This is a genomic window from Bowmanella dokdonensis, from assembly GCF_017254865.1.
GTDB classification, from domain to species: domain Bacteria; phylum Pseudomonadota; class Gammaproteobacteria; order Enterobacterales; family Alteromonadaceae; genus Bowmanella; species Bowmanella dokdonensis.
Map to the genome: position 1 here is coordinate 436,267 of NZ_JAFKCV010000003.1, position 21,855 is coordinate 458,121.

Here is a 21,855-nt window from a genome sequence, read left to right on the forward strand (position 1 = left end):
AAGTAAGAGCCTGAAACTTTTACAGGATGACGGCTACTTCCGGCTATTCCAGGTCCTTCTGGTAGACCACCTCGCCACCAATCAGGGTGAGGAGAACCTGGGTTTCGGCCAACACCCGGGGGGGCATTTCCGCGCTGAGGGTTCTGTCCAGAATCACCAGGTCCGCCGCCATGCCCACTTTTAGTTGGCCAATGCGGTTTTCCATGCCCAGCAGCCGGGCCGAGTTGACCGTATAGGCTTGCAAGATGGCTTCCAAGGGCAGGGCTTCGGCTTTGTTCAGGGCGCCGCGCTGGGGCGCCTGCTGATTGGTGCGGCTGATGGCCACGGCCATGGCCTCAAAAGGGTTAAAACTGGATACGTTCCAGTCACTGCCGCCGGCAATCTGTGCCCCCGCCCGGTGCAGGCTGGCGGCCGGATAAAGCCTGGCGTGCCGCTCAGGGCCAAGGTAAGGCAGCACCGCCTCCACACTGTATTCATCCGGCTGGGCCCAGAGCAGTTGCATGGACGCCAGCACATCCAGTTGGGCAAACCGGGCATAGTCGGCAGGGTCTATCAACTGCAGATGGGTAATGCTGAACCTGGCCTGGTGATCGTCTGACGCTGCCCTGGCCAGGGCAAAGGCATCCAGTGCCTGTTGGATGGCGGCATCGCCGATGGCATGGATATGAATATTAAAGCCGCGCCGCTGCGCCTCCAGCACAAAGACCTGCAGGCTGTCGGTGGGCATATACAGCTTGCCCGCCCAGTCACTTGTCCCCTGTGTCTGGCCTGCATAAGGCGCAAGCAGGGCGGCCGACTGGGTGGGGTACTCGATAACGCCGTCGGCATAAAGCTTGATGGTATCGGCGGTAAAGCCGCAGTCACTGGCTTGCTGGCGCAGGCCTTCCAGGCGCTGGAATTCTTCCTCGCTGGCCGCCCCGGCGCTGCCCAGGGCCAGATTGAGGCGGGCCTTAAGTTTGTCCTGTGCCGCCAGGCTACAGAAGCTTTGTACCGATTGGGCATTGGCATTGGCTTCCAGGAAGGCGGTGATGCCCGTCTGATAAAACCCCTGTAAGGTTTTTTCCAGTGCCGCCAGCTTCTGTGCCTCGGGCAGGGGCGGCAGCAGTTTGCTGACCAGGGACGTGGCGCCGTCAATCAGTACCCCGGTAGCCTCACCCCCGGCATCGCGAACGATGCGGCCGTTGGGCGGGTTGGGCGGGTTGGGCGTATTGGCGTCAATACCGGCCAGTTGCATGGCCAGGCTGTTGGCCCAGGCCGTATGGGCATCGGTGCTGATGATAAACAACGGCCGGTGGGACAGGAGTTCATCCAGCCGCTTGCTGTCCAGGGCCAGGCCTACGCTTGGCAGGTTTTGTACCTGTAACCAGTCACCCGGCTCATGCTGGGCGCAGGCCAGCACTTCGGCCTTTAACTGGTCAAAGCTTAACTGCTGATCCTCCAGGTTACAGGCATCCAGGGCCAGAGCGCCCTCAATGCTGTGGATATGGCTGTCAATCAGCCCCGGCAGCAGGCTCTGCCCGTTCAGCGCCAATACGCGGGTCTGTGGGCCCGCCAGTCCGGCCAGTTCCTGATTAGTGCCCAGCGCCAGGATTTGTCCGTCTTTGATGGCAATGGCCTGGGCAGTGGGATTGGCCGGGTCCAGGGTATGGATATGGGCAGAGCGTATCAGCAGATCGGCTGATGTGGCCACCTGGCCGTCCAGGCTGGTACAGGCCACTAACCACAGGCTCAGGCAGATTCCGCTCAGATGTTTCATGGTATTGCTCCCTGGTTCAGTCACCGGCCAGTTCGGTCAAAATGCTGTGCCACATGCCCAGGGCAAAAGGCAGTGTTTCCACCGGCACTCGCTCGTTCAGGCCATGGGCAAATTCATCTGAAGATTTGATAAAAATGCCGGTAAAAGTGTAGCTGGGGATGCCAGCCGCCCTAAAATGCAGGGCGTCTGAGGCGCCGGAGGCCATATGCGGAATAATCGGCAGGCCGGGGTACTTGGCATGCACCGCATTGGCGATGGCGGTGAACACATCCTCACGCATAGGTGAGGCGTCGCTGGCTTTGGGGGCATCCAGTACCTGCCACTCCAGCGCTGCATTGTTGGTGACCTGCCTAAGCTCAGCCAGGGTGTCCTCCACCGAGATCCCCGGGAAAATACGGCAGTTGATGGTGGCAGAAGCCGACTGGGGCAGGGCATTTTCTGCATGGCCCCCTTTGAGCATGGTGGCCACGCAGGTGGTACCGGTGGAGCCGCCAAACTCAGGGTGGGCGCGCAGCACAGCCAGGGCCTGCGGATCCTGCGGGTTGTCGGCAAAGGTCAGCATGGCATCCCCAATCGCCTTGTCCACCAGGGGTGCGGTGTGACGGAAATAGGCCAGGGTCAGATCGTTGTATCTGACCGCAAAGTCATGATCGCGCAGGTTAGCCAGGGCCTGTACCAAATCGTAGATAGCGTTGTCGGTACGGGGCAGCGAGCTGTGGCCACCGGGATTGCGCGCGGTGACCTGGTAGGTGGCGTAGGTTTTCTCCGCGCTGTCCACTGTAAAGGAAATGGGCTGGCCGGCTTCATCCAGCAGACCGCCGCCGCCGTCGGCCACCAGGGCAAACTCGGCGTCAATCAGATGCTTATACTTACCGGCCATCAGCATGGTGGTGGCCATGGCGGTTTCCTCATCCCCGGACAGGGCCAGGATAATATCCCTTGAAGGCACAAAGCCCTCGGCTTTCAGGCGCAGCAGGGTGGTGCTTAAGGTGGCCACGCCAAACTTGTTATCACTGGTGCCCCGGCCAAAATAAAAGCCGTCTTCTTCTGTCAGCTCATAGGGATTGCGTTGCCAGTCATCCGGATTGGCCTCCACCACATCCATATGGGCGGACAGCAGAATGGGCTTTTTGCCCGAGCGGCCGTCACCGCGAAAACGCACGATCAGCGCTGTGGTTTCACCCTGGGGCAGCAGATGAATATCCTGCTCGTCAAATCCCCCCTGCCTGAATTTATCGGCCAGGTATTCGGCCAGTCTGGGCACCTGGCCATAGCCTTCCACCGTGCGCATGGCGATACTGTCCTTGAGGATGGTATGGGCCGTAGCAAAAAAAGGCAGAGGCGCATTGGCCTGGCTGGCCAGGACCTGCAAGGGCAGCAGGGCCGTACTTAACGTCGCGGCCACAATCAGGGCAGACACTCTTTTGTTCATGAATATACTCACTGCTCTTAAACCGGTTGGAGAGGTGCTTTAAACCCTGTTTTCAAAGAGATAGCTTTTTTCGTCGGACAGGGATTAAATGCAGAATATCAGCAAGAACACCAAAGCAGAATAATATTGTCGAATAATTATTCGATGCACAGCATTTGGGATCCCCTATGACAATCCATAAGCTCACCTGCCGGTTAAGTATCCCGTTCCTCTGTGCCATGTTGTCTTTGAGTCTGTCGGCCATTGCAGATACGAAGCCTTTTGTGATGGACGATCTGTACCGGCTTAAGGATGTGGCCGAGCCGCAGTTTTCCGCCGACGGCAACTGGCTGCTGTATTCGGTCACCCATGCCAACCGCGAACAGGACAGCTACCAGAGCGATCTGTATCTGGCGTCCTGGGACGGTAAAGAGAGAAAGCAACTGACCGCCACACCCGAAGCGTCCGAATTCCTGCCCAGATGGCTGCCGGACGGTCAGTCCATTGCCTATCTGAGTGACCAGACAGACGATGAGACCACCCAGTTGTTTATCCGCAGCCTGGATGGCAGTCAGGTGCGCCAGGTCAGCCGTTGGCCCCTGGGGATCAGCGATTTTGTGCTGTCGCCGGACGGGCGGAGGGCGGCTTTTATTGCCGAGGAGGGCACAGCGCGGGAAAAAGGCAAAACAGCGCCGCCCATTGAGATCGATCGTTTCCAGTTCAAGGAAGATTACCGGGGCTATCTGACGGCACGCCAGCATCTGTACCTGCTGGAGATGGACAGCGGAAAAAGCCAACTGCTGACCCCCGGGGAGCATGATGACTATCTGCCGTCCTGGTCGCCGGACGGCAAGTGGATTGCCTTTGTCAGCAAACGGGGGGAAGAGGCCGACAGGGATCTTAACTTCGATATCTATCTGGTTTCGCCAGACAGTGGGCAGCAGCGCCAGCTCAGCACCTATCCGGGGACAGATGTGGACCCCTACTGGGAGTCCAGACCTGCCTGGTCGGCGGATTCCAGTCGGCTGGCCTGGCTGCGCAGTGGGCTGGGCAAATGGATCTACTATACCCCCTGGCAACTGGTGGTGGCCGATGTCCAAAGCGGCCGTCAGTGGCAGCCGGTGCAGGTGGACAGAAGCTTCTACAAACCCGGTTGGGGCAGTGACGGTAAGTTATACGCCCTGCTGGAGCAAAGTCGCAATACCTGGCTGGTCAGGGTGGATGTGGACAAAGACAGCCTGGAATACCTTAACCAGGGACAGCGCTTCGGTTATGACTTTGCCCTGTCAGAAAACGGCCGCATTGCCCTGTTGGAAAGTCATGACAGCCAACCCTTCGCACTGGTGGCCCTGGAGGCGGGGCGGGCGAGAATGCTGGCGGATCACAATGAATTTCTGCAAAGGCGGCAACTGCAAAGGGCAGAAGATATCCAGTTCCTTTCTGCCGACGGCACCGAGGTGCAGGGGTTGCTGGTCAGGCCGGTGGGGTATGAGAAGGGGAGGCGTTATCCGCTGATCGTGCGGCTCCATGGGGGGCCGGTCTATCAGTTTTCCCATGAATTCATGTGGGACTGGCAGCTCTATTCGCAGGCCGGTTATACAGTGCTGGCGGTTAACCCGCGCGGCTCATCCGGGCGGGGCTTCGACTATGCCAAAGCTATCTATGCCAATTGGGGTGCCCTGGACACCCAAGATGTACTGGCGGGCGTGGATTATCTGGTTGAACAGGGCATTGCCGATCCAAAACGGCTGGGTGTCGGGGGCTGGAGTTACGGCTCGATACTGACCAACTATGTGATTGCCTCGGACCAGCGTTTCAAAGCCGCCGTCAGCGGGGCCGGAACCAGCAATATACTGGGTAACTACGGCCATGATCAGTACAGCCGGGAGTATGAACTGGAGCTGGGCACGCCCTGGCAGAATTTGGATGCTTATCTGCGGGTCAGCTTTCCCTTCTTACAGGCCTATCGCATCCGCACCCCGACTCTGTTCCAGTGCGCCGCACTGGATGACAATGTGCCTTGTCTGGGGGCAGAACAGATGTACCAGGCCCTCAGGTCATTGCGTATTCCCACCAAACTGGTGGTTTATCCCGACCAGCACCATGGCTTGGCGGTGCCCAGTTATGTTGAGCACCGGATGCGCCAGACCCTGGACTGGTACGATCTGTACCTGAGGAAAAACCCTGATACGGCAAGCAGAACGCCATAAAACCTGTTATCCGGCAGGTGGACGGGTCGGCGCAGGAGGGTCGCTGGAGTGCACACTCAACAGGGTGACGGTGAACAAAATCAGTGCCATCCCTAAAAGCTGGATGCCGGCAAGACTTTCATCCAGAACCAGCATACCGAATAAGGAGGCGGTAACCGGTTCGATCATCGCAATGACTGAGGCCAGTGCCGGGGTGGAACGGCTGAGGCCGAGGAGGTACAGGATAAATGACAGGCCTCCGCCAAGCAGGCCCAAAGTCAGAAACAGCGGCCAGTCCGTCGAGCTGACCGCATCAGGGAACCGCCCACCAGTGCCGGACCAGCTCAGGGCAAGGACCAGGGTGGCAAAGGCGATCACCAGTATGGTCTGAGGGCTGCCATGGGGAGCCGCCAACTTGAAGCCAAAAATAAACAGGGAGTAAGACAGTCCGGCCAATAGCCCGGCAATAATGCCAATCAGGGATATTTTTTCCCCGCTGCTGTCGTAAATACCGGTAAGTAAAACAATGCCCGTCATCACCAGCAGAATTGCCACCCATTTCAACCGACTGGGCCGTTCCAGGTTGAGCGCAAAGGAGATCAGAAAGACAAACACCGGTGCGCAGTACATCAGCGTTGCCGCCACGGCGACGGAGCCCTGTGCGACACTTAAAAAATAGAAGGCGAAATTGCCTGCCACACCCAGGCCGGCTATTACCGCCCACACCCAGAGCCGTGGACTTTTCAGGCCATTGCCCGTAGGACGCAGGATAAACCAGAGCATCATCATCAACAGTCCGATAACACCCCTGACCAGGGAAACAAACGCCGGACTCCAGCCATTGTCTATCAGTAGGCCGCCGATTCCCCCCGACAAGCCCCAGCAAATAGCCGCCAAAAGGACGAAAGCGGAGCTGGCCATTACCACAGCGCTATCGGCCTGACGGAATTGCCACAGCAGAGCACCGGCACGGCTGTCGGCGATAGCTCGTGCCTTTTTTCACTGCCCCAGGGAGGCATCAGGATCGGCGGAACCGCTTCGCCAGCCAATAGTCCAGGCTCAGGTAGTTGCCGGCACCGATAAAAAACAACGCGAGCAGCATGATGAAGTAAGTTGCCGCAAACTCGATGCCGTTATTGAGGATGACAAGATTGCCGCTGCTGGTGAGCCATTCATAATTGCCGTGCTGTTGCAGAATTTCCTTGGCGGCGGACAGTTTGTCGGCCGATTCCATTACCCGTTCATTGGCAAAGGGGGCACTGGGATCGGCGATTGCCTGCCAGCCGTGTTGCCAATGCACGGTAAAGGCTGCCATCAGCATGGTAATCATCAGCGGGAGGCTGATATAGCGCACAGCAAAGCCGACCAGCAGAAACACCCCGCCGAGGATTTCCGTCCAGGTGGCCAAAAAGGCCAGCAGCTCAGGCAGTGGCAGGCCAAGTCCCCAGTCCGGGTTGCCAAACCAGTTGGCGGTGCTGTCAAAATTTTCCCACTTTCTGGTGCCGGCCATCCAGAAGATGGGCACCAGATAGAGCCGAAGGGCCAGCGGGGCAAGAAAGTCCACCCGGCGGGTGGTATTAAGGTATTGGTGGGCCTTGCAGCCCAGTTTGATCAGTCCGCTCATGGTTCATCGCCTTGTTCGTAATGTTCTGGCAAAAGACCTTGCTCGCGCAGGTTTGTATTCAAACCACGGATGATTTTTACAGAAAATGACCACCAGACCGGCGATCAGGCCTCCTCCGTTTCTGAATTGGGGCAGTGGGATATTTCACTGATCTGGCCCTGCTCGTCTTCCATTTCCAGCCGAACGTTAAATCCCCAGAGCCGGTGCAGATGCTTGAGCACCTCATGGCGGCTGTCGGCCAGAGGGATGCGATTGTGCGGCACATAACGCAGGGTCAGGGAGCGGTCTCCGCGTACATCCACATCATAGACCTGGATATTGGGCTCGATATTGCTCAGGTTGTACTGGGAAGAGAGCTTTTCACGGATGATCTGGTAGCCCTCGGCATTGTGGATGGCCGCCACCTCCAGGTGGCTGTCCTGGTCGTCGTCGTGGATGGCAAACAATTTGAAATCCCGGATCATTTTGGGCGACAGGAACTGACTGATAAAGCTCTCATCCTTGAAGTTCTGCATGGCGAAATGCACTGTAGTAAGCCAGTCTGAACCGGCAATGTCCGGAAACCATTTTTTGTCCTCGGCGGTGGGCTTCTCACAGATGCGCCTGATATCCATAAACATGTTGTAGCCCAGGGCATAAGGATTGATGCCCGAATAGTAGGGACTGTTGTAGTCGGGCTGAGCCACCACATTGGTGTGGCTGTGCAGAAACTCCATCATAAAGCGGTCACTGACAATGCCCTCATCGTACAGATGATGCAGGATATGATAGTGCCAGAAACAGGCCCAGCCTTCATTCATGACCTGGGTCTGTTTCTGCGGGTAGAAATACTGGGAGATCTTGCGCACGATCCGCACCAGTTCCCGTTGCCAGGGTTCCAGCAAGGGCGCGTTCTTTTCAATAAAGTACAGCAGGTTTTCCTGTGGCTCGGCGGGAAAGCGTTCTCGTTTTTTGCCCGTTTCCAGATCTTTACTCTGTGGCAGAGTCCGCCACAGTTCGTTGACCTGGGACTGCAGATACTGCTCGCGGCTTTCCTGGCGCTCCTGTTCCTCGCGCAGGGACAGTCGCTGGGGACGCTTGTATCTGTCGACGCCGAAATTGGCCAGGGCATGGCAGGAGTCCAGGGTCAGTTCCACTTCGGAAATGCCGTATTTTTCTTCACAACGGGCAATATACTGCTTGGCAAAGACCAGATAATCGATGATGGAGCTGGCGTCTGTCCAGGTCTTGAACAGATAGTTGTTCCTGAAGAAGGAGTTGTGGCCGTAACAGGCGTGGGCCATCACCAGGGCCTGCATGGTAATAGTGTTCTCCTCCATGAGATAGGCGATGCAGGGATCTGAATTGATGACGATCTCATATGCCAGGCCCATCTGCCCACGCTTGTAACCCTGTTCGGTCTGGATGAACTTTTTACCGTAAGACCAGTGGGCATAGTTGATTGGCATGCCGACGCTGGCGTAGGCGTCCATCATCTGTTCGGCGGTGATGATTTCTATCTGATTTGGATAGGTCTCTAACTTGAAATGTTTGGCGGCCTTGTCGATGACTGCCAGGTATTTATCCAACAGATCGAAGGTCCAGTCCGGTCCATCTGACAACAATTTGGATTTGCGTTTTTTCTGCATCGCGCGCTCCTCAGTGATTTTGGACAGGTGACGGGGCCTTTCCTGATCTTCTGTTTATCTTCCCTGCTACGCCCTCGACCTGAGTATAGTTCAGGGCAGGGGGGGATCTTCCATAAGTTTCAGGGACGGTGACTGTCGCCCCTGCTGACTGTTCAGGATAGTCAGGCACATCCAACTCTGCAGCCTTGTTAGTTTGGCCCCATGGGACTAGTCTGGCTCTATGAGTTGATATAAGGACCGGCGTAATGACCAATCTGCTTAAAGAGACCACCGGGGAATGCGAACAAAAATCGCAATCCTGCGAAGGGATAGAGATGATTATCGAACCCAAAGAGAGGGACTTGGGAGGATTGTCAGTGAGACGGGCTCTACCCACTGCCAAACTTCGTTCTGTGGGCCCCTGGATCTTTTTCGATCATATGGGGCCGGTTGAATTTGAGGCCGGTAAGGGCATCGATGTGCGTCCCCATCCGCATATCAATCTGGCCACTGTGACTTATCTGTTTGAAGGGGAAATCCTGCACCGGGACTCCCTGGCTAACCTGCAACCCATCAAACCAGGCGATATCAATCTGATGGTGGCGGGCAGTGGCATTGTCCATTCGGAACGAGAGCGTCCACAGGTCCGTGAAGAGGATCACAAGCTGCATGGGCTGCAGTTATGGCATGCCCTGCCGGAGGAGTACGAAGAGATACCGCCGGCTTTTTATCATTACGGCGTGGATGATATTCCTACAGCCAGAATCGGCGAAGTCACTGTCCGGGTCATGATTGGCAAGGCATACTCGGTGGAGTCGCCGGTCAAGACCTTCTGTAACACGCTGTACTTGGAGGCATTTCTGGAGCCCGGCCAGAGTCTGACTTTGCCAATGGTGGAGCAAAGCGCTCTGTATGTGGCCTCCGGAGCGGTGAAAATTCACCAGACCACAGTGGATGAACACAATTTGGCCCTGCTCACACCCAATAGCCAGGTCAGGATCACCGCTGAGCTGCATAGCCGTATTGTCCTGTTTGGCGGAGAGCCACTGGGTGAGAGGTTTATGTACTGGAATTTTGCGTCCAGTCGCAAGGAACGTGTCCAGCAGGCTATGGATGACTGGGAAGCGCAGCGTTTCGTCAAAGTACCGGACGATGCAGATGAGTTTATTCCTTTGCCCAAACGCTAAGAAGTGGAATGATAGGCACCAACTATCCCTGTGTCGGAAGCACTTATGTCGACCCTGAGTTTTTTGATGGTGTTACTGGTGGCCCTGTTGCACCTTGGCTTTCTGGTGCTGGAGATGTTCTTGTGGGATAAGCCCACGGGCCGAAAGGTGTTTCGTTTAACTGCCGAACAGGCCGCAGCCACCAAAGTCCTCGCGGCCAATCAGGGCTTGTATAACGGATTCCTGGCCGCCGGTCTGGTATGGGGGCTGGTGATGTCAGAGCCCTCGATACAGGGTTTCTTTCTGGCCTGTGTGGCAGTGGCCGGGATCTTTGGGGCGGCCACTGTCAACAAGCGTATCTTCGTCGTCCAGGCCCTGCCGGCATTAGTGGCGCTGGCGGTCCTTTTAAGCCGGAGCCCCATTGCATGACTCTCCGTACTATTGCATTTTGTATGTTGGTGTTGGCTGGCATTGCTCAGGCCAGTGAGCCGCAATCGCGCCTGTTTGTGGTGCATTTTGCCACTGGACCAGCCTGGGACACCCAACTCTCTGCCACTGCGCAACCCGGTTTTAAAGAGCACTCGGGCAATCTGCAGCGCCTGCGAAAAGCAGGACAGATACGCTTCGGTGCCCGTTACGGGGAACTGGGCATGATTCTGCTGAGCAGTCCGTCCCTGGAAGCGGCCACCCAGGTGATTAGTGAGGACCCAGGCGTCAGGGCGGGTCTGTTCACCTTTACCATCGAAGAACTTAACGTCTTCTATCCCTGGCGGCCGGAACCGCACTAACGCCGTTACCTGTTGTTTCGTCAGGGTGCCCAGGCCTGGCCGGTGACCAGGCTAAAGCTACCGTCTTGCTCTGATCATCAGCATCAGCCCCAGCCACAACAGGACGAAGAGCCTGAGGCTGCCACCGCCGCCGCTGCCCCCTGTCTGTGCGGGGTTGACCTGCACTTCAGCGGTGACCTTGTTGCTGTCTGATGTGCCGTCATTGGCGCTCACTTCGAAGGCGATCAGGGTGGGATTGCCGACCTCCGGCGTGCGAAAACTGATGCTGTTATCCGACGCTGTGAAAGAGACGCTGGGTCCGAGGGTTTGCTGCCACTGATAGGCCAGGCTGTCGTCCTCCTGATCCGAGGCACTGACACTCAGGGTGACGGTCTGGTTTTCTGAAGCCTGCAGACGTGCCGGGGCGACCAGTTGCGGAGCCTGGTTGGGATTGATGACGTCCAGTCTGACAGAGGTCGCGGTGGAGACCAGGCCTTGCTGATCCGTCACCCTATAGGTCAGGTTGTCCTGACCGGTGAAGCCGGCCTGCGGAATATAACGAATCTGACCTTGTTCTACTGTTGCATGGCCGTGGGAAGGTTGGGTCAACACTGTCAGGGAATCTTCCTGCAAGGCTGCTGCCGGCAATATCACCGTTTCCTGGGCCTGGTCCTGCTGACCGCTTTGCAGCCTGGCGACCACAGACAGGGTGAGGGCAGCATCGTCATTGGCCAACACATCCAACAGACTCTGCTGTTCTTTCGGCAGTTCAAAAATATCTTCGCGGGTGAAAGATTGCGGGCCTTGAGGGATCACGGCAAAATTCATCTCAGCCCTGCCTTGGGGTTCGGTCAGGAGTCGCAGTGTTTGTTCCTGATTACCGATGGCAATGCCGTCCCCCTGGCCATCAAAATACCGCCCCACGCCGCTGGACCCGTCTTCATTTTCTGCGCCTATGCTCAGCGTCGCGGGTAAATCGGGAATATCCAGATAGCGGAAATAGATATGATCAGTGTCCTTTTCAATCAACAACTGAAAGGTAAAAGGATCTTCTGTCACCACATCCACGTCGTTCTGGTAAAGTCTGACCTGGTTCCATTCCACAATCAGGTATTCCCTGCCGTCCAGGGGCTGGGTGGAGACAAATAACTGGCCGCCACCGCGATCTTCGTCAAGCTGTGGATCGGCCAGATCGAACTCTGTCCAGAACGGGGCGATGACATTGTTGAGGGAGCCCGGCTGCGGCAGGTTCTGATTGAACAGGGCTGTGAACTGACCCACTGCCGCCTCCCCGGCCACCACAAAACCATTGTCGGTGACGGTGAGCTTGTCATAGGTCTGGCCGTTATAGGAATAGGGGAAGTCCACCAGGGTCACGGTATGCACACAGCCTTCGGTGCAAAGCACAGGTGAAACGCCCAACTCTTTGAGTGAAACCGCCGAGGGTCCTCCGTCCGTTTGTAAAAACATTTTGCCCTGCTGCAGTTCCCCTTGCCATTGCAACTGGTGATTATCCGCATCGTAATGGGTGCTCAGGGTTTCTCCCCGCTCGATTTCGATAGACAGGCTGTCCTGCACATAGGCTGCATTAACGGGGAGATCCAGGGTAAGTCTCGGTGCCTCCTGCATCTGCTTATTGCGTAGTTTGACGACAAAGTTCACCGCTTCATCCGGCGTCGAGGAGGGCGACAGGGAGGTCACGCTCAACCTGCCTTCATCGGAGCTGTCGTTGGCATAAAGTGCGATGGGCAGTCGCATCTGCTGCTCAGCGGAGGACAGGGTTACCCAGCCGAAGTACCATTTGGCCGGCTCGGCCAGGGCGGTGCCTGCCGTAAAAGTGAACTGTGCGCTGCTGCCTTGCTGTCCTTTGGGGGCCAGGGTCAGTTGCTCGGTCTCCAGTTGACCACTCACGGAAGGATCGGCAAAGGATAACTGCGCCTGCCAGGTCGCTTCCACGTCTTCCAGGTTCTGTAGCTCCACCTGAAACTGACAGCGATAAACACAGCTCGGATCGGAGAAGGACACGGGATCAGCAGCCAGCCGGGCCTCTATTGCCTGAGCCAAATCCAGACGGCCTGCTCCCATATCGAATGGCCGGGCCTGCATATCTCCTGACTTGACGTCAGGATTGGCCGTGTTGACCAGGGCAGATTTTATTTGTTTGGCCGTCCAGTCAGGGTATTTTTGCCGCAACAGCGCGGCAGCCCCGGCCACATGGGGTGAAGCCATGCTGGTACCGGTCAGCAGCTCAAAATAGGGGTCTGAAATACCGGTTGCCTGAGCGGGTAAGGGCGGCCCCGGTTGGTAAACCTCCGGGGAATAAGCTGACAATATATGGGTGCCGGGGGCGGCCATGTCGGGTTTGAGATAGCTGGGGTTGTTGTTGGGCCCCGTGGAACTGAACGGGTGCACCATATCGGCGAACTGGGGCTCTACTGCCGCACTGATACTGCTGGAGAGGCTGATATTATGATTGCCCGAGTGGGCTTTCTCAAACAACTGCAGGCCTGTCGTCCTGGAAACCCCGACGATGGGAATGACGAACTCTCCCGCATAGGGAATAAAGGGTTCGTAGGTTGCCATACCGAACACGCCGCTCTGGTAGATGATGACCATGGCACCGCCGGCGGACTGCACCATCTGGGCGACCTGCTCCAGAGTACACATATGGCGGTAATCCACCATCACCGCCGCATTTTCAAAAACGGGGGTGGTTAATGGCTCACCGCAACCGTCGTCGTCAATGGGGTTGATACTGTTCAGTGTGTGCAAGGGCAGGTTGAGACTGGCCTGCAACGGCGCATCCACCGGCGGATAAGCCATATACTGCTGTCCATCCAGTGTCACACGATGACCGAAATAACGGCCATGGGTGGTATTGGCCACCGCAATACCTGATTCGATACAGGCCGGACAATTGATAGTGGTTCCCCGTCCGGCATGCAGATCGTTGCCTGCGGCGGTGACTACCACTATGCCCAGTTCCTGGGCCCGGTTAAGGGCCTCAAAGAATATGGAATCTTCGGGCGCTTCGCCAAACGAGGCTCCCCATGAATTGTTGATCACATGGGCGCCGTCCAGGATGGCCTGTTCGAGCGCCTGCAACAGCATAGTGTCGGTGCCCATGGCCATGCCGTCGGCCGTGACAAACAGGGCCTTGTAAATCATCAGATAGCTACCGGGGGCTACGCCGCCTATCTGCACCTGGGTCCCCCGGTGTTCTGTGGTGAGGGGACGGCCTGCCGCAATACCGGCAACATGGGTGCCATGCCCGTCGAAGTCCATGGGACTGCGATACTCATTTTCGTACAACTCCATGCCGGCGGCTTCCGGGTCCATCCAGCGGGCCAGGATCACCTTGTTGTTACAAAACCCGGGATCGCCGTTTGCAGCGCGGCAGTAATCAGGATTGGCAGTCAGGCTGTCAGGCAGGTCGGGGGGCGCCATGCCGGCGTCATCAAACATGGGGTTGTTGCTGCGGATACCGGTATCAACGATGGCTATCCTGACGCCGTTTCCGGCCGTCTGCTCACCGCCCAGTTGCTGCCAGGCCGATGGCGCGTTAATCAACTCGCGGCTGCTGTCCAGCAACGCCTGGCGTACCCGGACTGGGTAAACTGCACTGACCAGGGGATTTTTTTTCAGCCGGCTCAACTGTTCTTCGGTGGCGCTTACCTCTATGCCATTTGTCAGCACCTGGAAGGAAGCATGCATCTGCAGGTCGGGCAGACTGGTTTTAATACTGTTAACCACATGTCCTTGTCTGGCTGCCACATCCCTGGCCAATTGGCTTAAGGGTCGGACCGAGGCGCTGCTTGCCGCCTGTTTTACAGAGAGGGCGGCGGCACTGTCGGCCCTGAACCGGACAAAATAACGATGGGGCACGGCTGTTTGGTTGGCTGAAGCAGGGGCGGCCAGTTTGGCACTTTGTTGGTGCGGCAGCGGGTCGGGTAAGGTGCCGGACGGAGCGGCCATTACCGGAAGTATGCCGTTGGACAGCCACAGTATAATTAAAACTCGGTGCAGTCTGGGTAACATGAGAAGTCCCTTTACAGTGATACTGTTAAGCAGTCTGCACCCGATGACTGGTTAAAACTTCAGCAGTTATTTATTCTGTGTAATTTTTTGTAACCGGCCCTCTGCCGACCGGGAAAGAAAGTTTTGGGCCTTCAGCGCACTAATTATTTTTCAAATTAATCCTGTACAAATGTACAAATGCTGTTAGAGTATGCCTCGGCCTGTAACGTCAGACCATTATTTATACAACAGTTTTCTGCTCTAAGTTTCTTCGCTACATCGACCTTACCGTTTTTGTCCTGAAGTCTTTGCTTGTATGTTGCTTTAATAATCCAGTTTGCAGGCGTTATCCGCATCCGTGCGGTTGGTAAAATTTTATATTGGAGACATTCATGTCTAAGACTATCGGTACCGTTAAGTGGTTTAACGAAGATAAAGGTTTCGGTTTCATTACTCCTGAAGACAACAGCAAAGATGTATTCGTACATTTCCGTGCTATTTCTGCAGAAGGCTTCAAGACTCTGGTTGAAGGCCAAAAGGTTTCTTTTGGTGTTGAGCAGGGTAACAAAGGCCCACAAGCTGTAAACGTTACACCAGTTTAATTTTCAGCCGGGCATTCCAAGGGAGTGCCACTGAAAAGCAAAAAGCCGCTGATGCCAGCGGCTTTTTTGTTTCTGTCCCTCATTCCTTACCCTCTGCCGACTTGAAATTGCAATGATGGAACGGTCGCGTCAAAATGACGGATAATGTTATCTTGTAACAAAACGCGGGAAAGTTGATGCAATCCGTTGTAGCGCTCGACAATGTCTCCTTCGCCTGGGAACAGCTGCCCATCGTAACTATCCGTCATTGGCGGGTGGCCCGTGGCCAGAAAGTCTTTCTGTACGGCCCCTCCGGCAGCGGCAAATCGACCCTGCTGAATCTGCTCAGTGGCATCCTCAGGCCGCAGTCCGGCAGTATCCGCGTGTTGGATCAGGACCTGACCAAGATGCAAGCCTGGGCGAGGGACAGATTTCGCGCCAGGCATATCGGTATGGTCTTTCAGCAGTTCAACCTGCTGCCCTATCTTAGCGTGCGTGAAAATATTGAACTGGCTGCATATTTCAGTCCTGCCACCCCGCTTGATCAAACCTGGCTCGACCATATTTTGCAGCGTCTTGAACTGACCAATGATTTGCTCAACCGTAAAGCCACGGGTCTGAGCGTTGGCCAGCAACAGCGGGTGGCAGTGGCAAGGGCGCTGCTGAACCGCCCGGAACTGCTGATTGCCGATGAGCCCACTTCTGCGCTCGATACCGAACTGCGTGATAACTTCCTGCATTTGTTGCTGGGTTGTGTGGAGGAAACCGGTGCCTCGGTGATCTTTGTCAGCCATGACCGCACCCTCAAGGACTATTTTGATCTGCAACTGGATCTGCGGGAGCTGGCCGGGGCGGGGGAGGCCAGCCCATGTTAATGCGCATCGCCTCAGCCAGCCTGTTCAACCGCCGGCTCACAGTACTTCTGACCGTATTTTCCATTGCCGTATCGGTGTTTATCCTGCTTGGCGTCGACCATATCAGGAATGAGTTGCGCGCCAGTTTCGGCCGAACCGTTTCCGGCGTGGATCTGATCGTCGGCGCCCGCACCGGCCCCACCAATCTGCTGCTTTACTCGGTATTTCGGATTGGTAATGCCAGCAATAACATGTCCTGGCAGAGCTTCGAGACTCTCAGCCAGGCCAGTGAAGTGGCCTGGGCAGTGCCCCTTTCCCTGGGGGATTCCCATCAGGGCTACCGGGTGATGGGCACCACCGGCGGATATTTTGAACACTACCAGTACGGGGGCAGGCAACCCCTCTCCTTTAGCGCCGGTCAGCCCTTTGCCGGCGAGCAACAGGCGGTACTCGGTGCCCAAGTGGCGCGAAAGCTGGGTTATGAGATTGGCGATGAGCTGGTAATCTCCCACGGTACCGGGGGCGTGAGTTTCAGTCACCATGACCAGTATCCCTTCAGGGTAACAGGCATTCTGGCGCCAACCGGAACGCCGGTGGATCAGACCCTTCATGTGAGCCTGGGCTCTATCGAACTTATCCATGAAACGGGTGGCGGCCATGCCGATCACGGGCACAGCCATGAGCCTGAGTCCATTACCGCCATGCTGGTGGGACTGAAATCCCGTATTGCGGTGCTGACGTTTCAGCGCAAGGTCAATCAGTTCAGGGATGAGCCGTTGCTGGGCATTATGCCTGGCGTGGCGTTGTCTGAGCTGTGGCAGATGATGGGGATGGTGGAACGGGCCTTGGCCCTGATCGCACTTCTTGTGTTACTGGCGAGTCTGCTTGGCATGACGACCATGTTGCTGGCAGCCCTGCGTGAACGGGAACGGGAAATCGCAGTGCTGCGCGCCATTGGCGCCCATGCCAGCTTCGTACTGCTGCTGATCGAACTGGAAGCCGTGCTGATTGCTCTGGCGGGGGCCGTACTGGGATACCTGGGGCTGGCCGGATTACTGGTGCTTCTGAAGGACTGGCTCAGCAGCCAGTATGGTTTGTATATTTCCAGTCTGCCCTTGTCGGGGTCGACCCTGGGTTATCTGGGGCTGATCGTGGGCTTGGCGGCTCTGCTGGCCTTGCTGCCCGCGATCCTTTCCTATCGTAATGCCTTGTCGAAAGGACTGACGGTGCGGACCTGATACTAACCGCCCAACATTACTCCGATACTGGTATCGCCACAGGCATTGTCCAGTAGCGCCTGCTGGCGTTCTTGCTCATTCAGAATGCCCGTCAGTGGCGTATTGCGTCTGAGTTTACGCATTCTTGGGCTGTCTTCGAGCAGGGTGTCACGCATTTTTTGCGGGGCGTGAGACAGGTTTTCCAGCGCGCAGAACCAGATCAGGTAGGCCCCATGGCCCAGCCGTCCCGATTCCCGGCGCGCTTCCAGGGTGTTGAGCACCCGGGGCAGTAATTCCGGACAGCGGCACAACTTGTCCAGCATGGCTTTATGTAATACCAGGATTTGCCTGTCGATATTCTCATCCTTGATACCGGTTTTCTTTACCTGATAGGGTCGGTCTTTGCGTTTTCTGTTGCGACTGAACATGGCTTATCTCTGCGTGATACCAATCGGATTAATCTTTAGTGCAATCAGAGCTGTCCAGGAAGGATTAGTTCAAGGCGCGGCTTCGAAGGCATAGTGGTGCTATGTCGAGAAGTTGGAACGCAGAAATAATCCTTCCTGGGCGCTCTCGACAACTGCTCCTGCGTTGTTCTACTTCACGCCATCCATGGCGCTCCCTGCGGGCGAAGACAAAATGCCCGCTACCTGTGTTGCTCGCATTCGATTTAGCGCCACTAGACCTTCATGCGGGCGCCTTGGTATCGAACATTTTGCCTTGCGCTGAATGCACTAAAGATTAATCCGATTGGTATAACATCGTTTCCAGTCCGTTGACCTTAATCTCATGCACCAGCGCCAGTTGTTGTCCCAGTTTGCCTTCAGGAAAGCCTTTTCCTGCAAACCAGACCAGATAGGGTTCTGGGAGTTCCAGTAACTTCCTGCCGGCATACTTGCCAAAGGGCATGGTCTGATTGATGGCTTCAAGCAGCAGTTGTTTATCCACTAGTCTTTTTCCTTGTCCTGCTGTTGAATCTGCCAGAGCCTGGCATAATGACCATCCTGAGCCAGCAATTGACTGTGACTGCCCTGCTCGACAATGCGGCCCTGGGCCATGACCAGGATCTTGTCCGCATCCACGACAGTGGAAAGCCGGTGGGCGATCACCAGACTGGTATGGCCGCGGGCGATTTCCTTCAGGGCCGATAAAATGGCGCCTTCGGACTGGCTGTCCAGCGATGAGGTGGCCTCATCGAACAGCATAATGGGCGGACGTTTGAGAATGGCCCGGGCGATGGCCACCCGCTGTTTTTCCCCTCCCGAGAGTTTCAGTCCACGCTCACCCACCAGAGTGTCATAGCCATCAGGCAGGCTGGCAATAAAGTGATCAAGATGAGCATGACGGATAGCGGTTTTAACTTCCTCTTTACTGGCTTGTGGCCTCGCATAATGGACATTCTCAAAAATGCTGTCGTTAAACAGCACGGTATCCTGGGGCACGATGCCGATAGCCCGGCGCAGGGACTGCTGACTGACCTGGCGGATATCCTGGTTGTCGATGAGGATCTGCCCCTCTGTCACCTCATAGAATCGGAACAGCAGTTTGACCAGGGTGGACTTGCCGGCCCCAGATTCTCCCACTACGGCGACTTTCTGGCCTGGTTCGACGGTAAAGCTGAGGTTGTTGAGAATCGGCCGGTCCGGCCGGTAGCTGAAACTGACCTGTGCGAACTCGATGCGGCCCTGTGTAACCTGCAATTCGGCACTGTCCGGCCGGTCTTCAATGGCAGGGGCTTTATCCAGCAGCTTGAACAGGTTCTCGATATTGGCCAGGGCACCGCGGATTTCCCGGTAGACAAAACCCAGGAAGTTGAGCGGCATAAAAATCTGCATGGTAAAGGCGTTAATCAACACAAAATCCCCTATGGTCATGCTGCCTTCGGCCACCTGGGCGGCGGCCAGCCACATCATGGCGGTCATGGCCGCGGCAATGACCAGCGCCTGTCCGCCGTTCAGTACAAACAGGGATAACCTGTTCTTGCGCCTGGCGGTTTCCCAGCCGGCCAGATCTTCGTCGTAACGTCTGGCTTCGTAGTCTTCGTTGTTGAAATACTTGACTGTTTCGTAGTTGAGCAGGCTGTCTATGGCCCGGGAATTGGTGCTGGAGTCGGCCTGGTTAACTTCCCGCACATACTGGGTACGCCAGTGAGTGGCCCTGACGGAAAAAGCGACGTAGGTGATCACGGCAGTCAGTATCACCACGGCGAAACTGAGCCCGTAATTATAGAACAGCAGGCCCACCACCATGGCGATTTCCAGCACAGTGGGGACGATATTAAAGACCATAAAGCGCATCAGAAAACCAATGCCGGTGGTGCCCCGCTCTATGTCCCTGGACAGCCCCCCCGTCTGTCGATTGAGGTGAAAATCCAGATCCAGCCGGTGCAGGTGCTGGAAAACCTTCAGACCCAACCGACGCATGGCCCGCTCCGTAACCCGGCCAAACAGGGTGTCGCGGATTTCCCCAGCCAGCACGCTGAACAGGCGCAACAGTCCATAAGCGATAATCAGGGCGATGGGCACCACGACGAGTGCTGAAGGGGGCTTGTCCAGATTGAGGTCATCCACCACATGCTTGAGCACAAAGGGCATACCCACACTGGCCAGTTTAGCGCCGACCAGGCACAGCAGGGCCAGAAAGACGCGGGATCTGAACTCCTTCAGATAGGGCAGAAGCTGCCACAGTACTGACCAGTTGACCGGCTGGTCCGGATCGGCGGGAAATTTGTTATGTCGCATCAACAGGATAACTGCATAAAAAAAGCCATTGTATCAAGGTGAGACTCAAACCGCTTCCTGCAGAAAACTTTTCACCTTGATATAGCGGGCTTCCTGTTCTTCGTTGAGCTGACCGTTTTCGATGGTGGCGATGCAGCGTTTAACCATCTGGCTGGCGCCATCGGACAGGCCCTGTTCGCGGGCCTTGGTAGCGATGGCCTGCAACAGGTTTAGGGCGATGGATGGGTTTTTGGGCATCAGGGTGTAGGCCTGGCGGAAGGTGGCCAGGGCACTGTCCAGTTCACCTTTTTGATAGTAGTCCACCGCGTTATTGTTAAGCTCTTTGGGCGACTGCAGGATATGGGTTTTTTCCTGTTTCTCCTGCTGGATATACCGCATAAACAACTCTCCGTACTCCGGATCATGCTTGCAGCGCTTTTCGATTTCATCCAGGGTTTTCTGACATCGTTCATGCAGGCCCAGGGCGTGGAAAACCTTGGCCTTGTCCAGCAAGTCCTCCAGATCCTCGGCACCCGGGATATCCGCATTGATCTGTTCAATCAACGCCCTGGCCTTGTCTTTTTCATCCTGCAGGTACAGCAACCTGGCATTGATGACCTTCATTTGTTCCTGCAATTCGGATTTGGGAAAGGCGGCCTGGAACTGACGGATATATTCATTGGCCTGCTTGACCAGCACCGCCGTGTCTTTCTCGTCGGCCGTCATGGCGTAGTCAATGCCTGCGCGGGCCACATTGATATAGTTTTTCGGTTGGTCATGAATGGAATGTTTGGCGAACTTTACGATTCGCTTGGCGGCCTCGAACTGGGTTTCATAGTCGTGTACCAGGCGCGACAGGTTGATCGCCACCCTGTGGCGGCGCAGATTACGGGGGGAAATTTCGGCTGCCATCAGCACCGCTTCCAAAGCGGCTTCAAAATCCTGTTGCTTGACGTTCAGCCCGTAGAGCAAATCGTAGGCCACCAGTTGTGAGTCGGGCTTGAAGGCCAGTTGCAGGATGAGTTTTTCAGCCTCTTCATCCTCGTCCAGTTTGATTAGGGCATTGACCAGGCCCAACCTGGCCCAGGTGAAGGGTTGTACATTGATGATGGCATTGTAGAACTCCTTGGCCTGTTTGGCCTGACCACAGGCCAACAGCAAATCCCCTTTGGTCTTGAGGGCCAGTGGGAAGAATTCGGCATTATCCGGATTGGTCAGAAAGTCCTCTACGGCTTCCAGGGCCTCTGGATACTCGTCCCTGTCCATCAATTGGTAAATGGGATAGAGGGCCTGTTTGCGCTTGAGCACTTTGCCCAGGCGCTTATCCAGATCCCTGACGCTGAAGGGCTTGGCCAGAAAATCGTCCGGCTGCAGTTCGATAATGCTGTGCACCAGTTCAGAATTGGTGTCGGCGCTGATAAAGATAAAGGCGGTGGTCAGGGGCAGGGCATGGCTGTTCTTAAGCTGATCATAGAGGTAGTAACCATCCTGGTCTTTTTTCAGATTGTAGGAACAGACTATCAGATCGAAATGTTCCTCTTCGATAGCCTTAAGGGCAGCATTGGCCTTGTCCACATAGGTAATGTCTTTAAAACCCAGCTCTTCCAGGGAGTACTTAATATAGCCCTGGGCCAGTACCTGTTCATCAACTATCAGAACACGGCAGGAGTTGGCGATCTTTCTGTCCATATGCCAGTAACTTTATTGCAACCTGGAGTTAGCTTATCGCATTTTTTGCCCGAAAGCTTAAGGGTTATTGATTACCGGTAGCCGACAGAGAATGAATACAGATAATACTGATAAAGAACTTAGATTTTGGTGGATGGTACTGGGTTCGAACCAGTGACCCCCGTGTCGTAACGAGAGCGGGTGGTGCTCGCACCGCATAACACAAAGTGAACAGGCTGAAAAACCGGAACGAGACGGAAGAAAAGTTGAGTTAGGGA

General features: G+C 55.9%; 17 protein-coding genes. 7 read left to right on the forward strand and 10 right to left on the reverse strand.

From position 1 onward, the window contains the following. Positions 1 to 43: 43 nt before the first annotated feature. The gene (locus tag J0A66_RS07900) at positions 44 to 1,756 is read right to left on the reverse strand and encodes an amidohydrolase (RefSeq protein ID WP_206573244.1); all 1,713 of its coding nucleotides are present in this window, start codon (positions 1,754 to 1,756) and stop codon (positions 44 to 46) included. A 16-nt stretch (positions 1,757 to 1,772) separates the two neighbouring features. After that, positions 1,773 to 3,188 (reverse strand): M20/M25/M40 family metallo-hydrolase, encoded by a 1,416-nt coding sequence (locus J0A66_RS07905; protein ID WP_206573245.1) that lies wholly within the window; start codon positions 3,186 to 3,188, stop codon positions 1,773 to 1,775. A 167-nt stretch (positions 3,189 to 3,355) separates the two neighbouring features. Between J0A66_RS07905 and J0A66_RS07910 the strand changes: the two genes are divergently transcribed. Continuing rightward, positions 3,356 to 5,377, forward strand: coding sequence for a S9 family peptidase (locus tag J0A66_RS07910; RefSeq protein WP_206573246.1), 2,022 nt, complete (start codon positions 3,356 to 3,358; stop codon positions 5,375 to 5,377). A 6-nt stretch (positions 5,378 to 5,383) separates the two neighbouring features. Here J0A66_RS07910 and J0A66_RS07915 read toward each other — a convergent pair whose 3' ends face one another. The 3 genes from J0A66_RS07915 to J0A66_RS07925 all read right to left on the reverse strand — a co-directional run bounded on the left by J0A66_RS07915 (position 5,384) and on the right by J0A66_RS07925 (position 8,608). After that, positions 5,384 to 6,277, reverse strand: a complete 894-nt coding sequence (locus tag J0A66_RS07915) for a DMT family transporter (protein ID WP_206573247.1) — start codon at positions 6,275 to 6,277, stop codon at positions 5,384 to 5,386. 97 nt (positions 6,278 to 6,374) lie between these two features. Beyond that, positions 6,375 to 6,980 (reverse strand): HvfX family Cu-binding RiPP maturation protein, encoded by a 606-nt coding sequence (locus tag J0A66_RS07920; RefSeq protein ID WP_206573248.1) that lies wholly within the window; start codon positions 6,978 to 6,980, stop codon positions 6,375 to 6,377. Positions 6,981 to 7,084: 104 nt separating this feature from the next. After that, positions 7,085 to 8,608: a SpoVR family protein gene (locus J0A66_RS07925; protein ID WP_206573249.1), complete on the reverse strand. Its 1,524-nt coding sequence runs from the start codon at positions 8,606 to 8,608 to the stop codon at positions 7,085 to 7,087. 245 nt (positions 8,609 to 8,853) lie between these two features. On the opposite strand from J0A66_RS07925, the gene J0A66_RS07930 reads away from it, so the two are divergent. Genes J0A66_RS07930 through J0A66_RS07940 form a run of 3 tightly spaced genes read left to right on the forward strand, consistent with a single transcriptional unit; the run spans position 8,854 to position 10,541 of the window. Continuing rightward, positions 8,854 to 9,774, forward strand: coding sequence for a pirin family protein (locus tag J0A66_RS07930; RefSeq protein WP_206573250.1), 921 nt, complete (start codon positions 8,854 to 8,856; stop codon positions 9,772 to 9,774). A gap of 45 nt (positions 9,775 to 9,819) precedes the next feature. After that, the gene (locus tag J0A66_RS07935; RefSeq protein ID WP_206573251.1) at positions 9,820 to 10,182 is read left to right on the forward strand and encodes a DUF1304 domain-containing protein; all 363 of its coding nucleotides are present in this window, start codon (positions 9,820 to 9,822) and stop codon (positions 10,180 to 10,182) included. After that, positions 10,179 to 10,541, forward strand: coding sequence for a YciI family protein (locus tag J0A66_RS07940; RefSeq protein ID WP_206573252.1), 363 nt, complete (start codon positions 10,179 to 10,181; stop codon positions 10,539 to 10,541). Before J0A66_RS07935 ends, J0A66_RS07940 begins: the two co-directional genes overlap by 4 nt. Before the next feature lie 57 nt (positions 10,542 to 10,598). On the opposite strand, the gene J0A66_RS07945 is transcribed toward J0A66_RS07940, so the two are convergent. Next, positions 10,599 to 14,558, reverse strand: coding sequence for a S8 family serine peptidase (locus J0A66_RS07945; protein ID WP_206573253.1), 3,960 nt, complete (start codon positions 14,556 to 14,558; stop codon positions 10,599 to 10,601). Between the two features lie 371 nt (positions 14,559 to 14,929). Here J0A66_RS07945 and cspE point away from each other — a divergent pair, with 371 nt between their 5' ends. The 3 genes from cspE to J0A66_RS07960 all read left to right on the forward strand — a co-directional run bounded on the left by cspE (position 14,930) and on the right by J0A66_RS07960 (position 17,210). Next, the gene (gene cspE / locus J0A66_RS07950; protein WP_206573254.1) at positions 14,930 to 15,139 is read left to right on the forward strand and encodes a transcription antiterminator/RNA stability regulator CspE; all 210 of its coding nucleotides are present in this window, start codon (positions 14,930 to 14,932) and stop codon (positions 15,137 to 15,139) included. A 176-nt stretch (positions 15,140 to 15,315) separates the two neighbouring features. Further along, on the forward strand, positions 15,316 to 15,993 hold the full coding sequence (locus J0A66_RS07955) for an ABC transporter ATP-binding protein (RefSeq protein ID WP_206573255.1): 678 nt from the start codon (positions 15,316 to 15,318) through the stop codon (positions 15,991 to 15,993). Beyond that, positions 15,987 to 17,210, forward strand: a complete 1,224-nt coding sequence (locus J0A66_RS07960; protein WP_206573256.1) for an ABC transporter permease — start codon at positions 15,987 to 15,989, stop codon at positions 17,208 to 17,210. Before J0A66_RS07955 ends, J0A66_RS07960 begins: the two co-directional genes overlap by 7 nt. A 2-nt stretch (positions 17,211 to 17,212) precedes the next feature. Here J0A66_RS07960 and J0A66_RS07965 read toward each other — a convergent pair whose 3' ends face one another. The 4 genes from J0A66_RS07965 to J0A66_RS07980 all read right to left on the reverse strand — a co-directional run bounded on the left by J0A66_RS07965 (position 17,213) and on the right by J0A66_RS07980 (position 21,598). Next, the gene (locus J0A66_RS07965; protein WP_206573257.1) at positions 17,213 to 17,617 is read right to left on the reverse strand and encodes a hypothetical protein; all 405 of its coding nucleotides are present in this window, start codon (positions 17,615 to 17,617) and stop codon (positions 17,213 to 17,215) included. A 313-nt stretch (positions 17,618 to 17,930) separates the two neighbouring features. Then, positions 17,931 to 18,137, reverse strand: coding sequence for a putative quorum-sensing-regulated virulence factor (locus J0A66_RS07970; protein WP_206573258.1), 207 nt, complete (start codon positions 18,135 to 18,137; stop codon positions 17,931 to 17,933). Continuing rightward, a complete protein-coding gene (locus J0A66_RS07975) occupies positions 18,137 to 19,930 on the reverse strand; it encodes an ABCB family ABC transporter ATP-binding protein/permease (RefSeq protein WP_206573259.1) in 1,794 nt (597 codons plus the stop codon). The genes J0A66_RS07970 and J0A66_RS07975 overlap by 1 nt, the downstream gene beginning before the upstream one ends. A gap of 45 nt (positions 19,931 to 19,975) precedes the next feature. Further along, complete coding sequence (locus tag J0A66_RS07980; RefSeq protein WP_206573260.1) at positions 19,976 to 21,598, reverse strand: response regulator; 1,623 nt, start codon at positions 21,596 to 21,598, stop codon at positions 19,976 to 19,978. Positions 21,599 to 21,855: the final 257 nt, after the last annotated feature.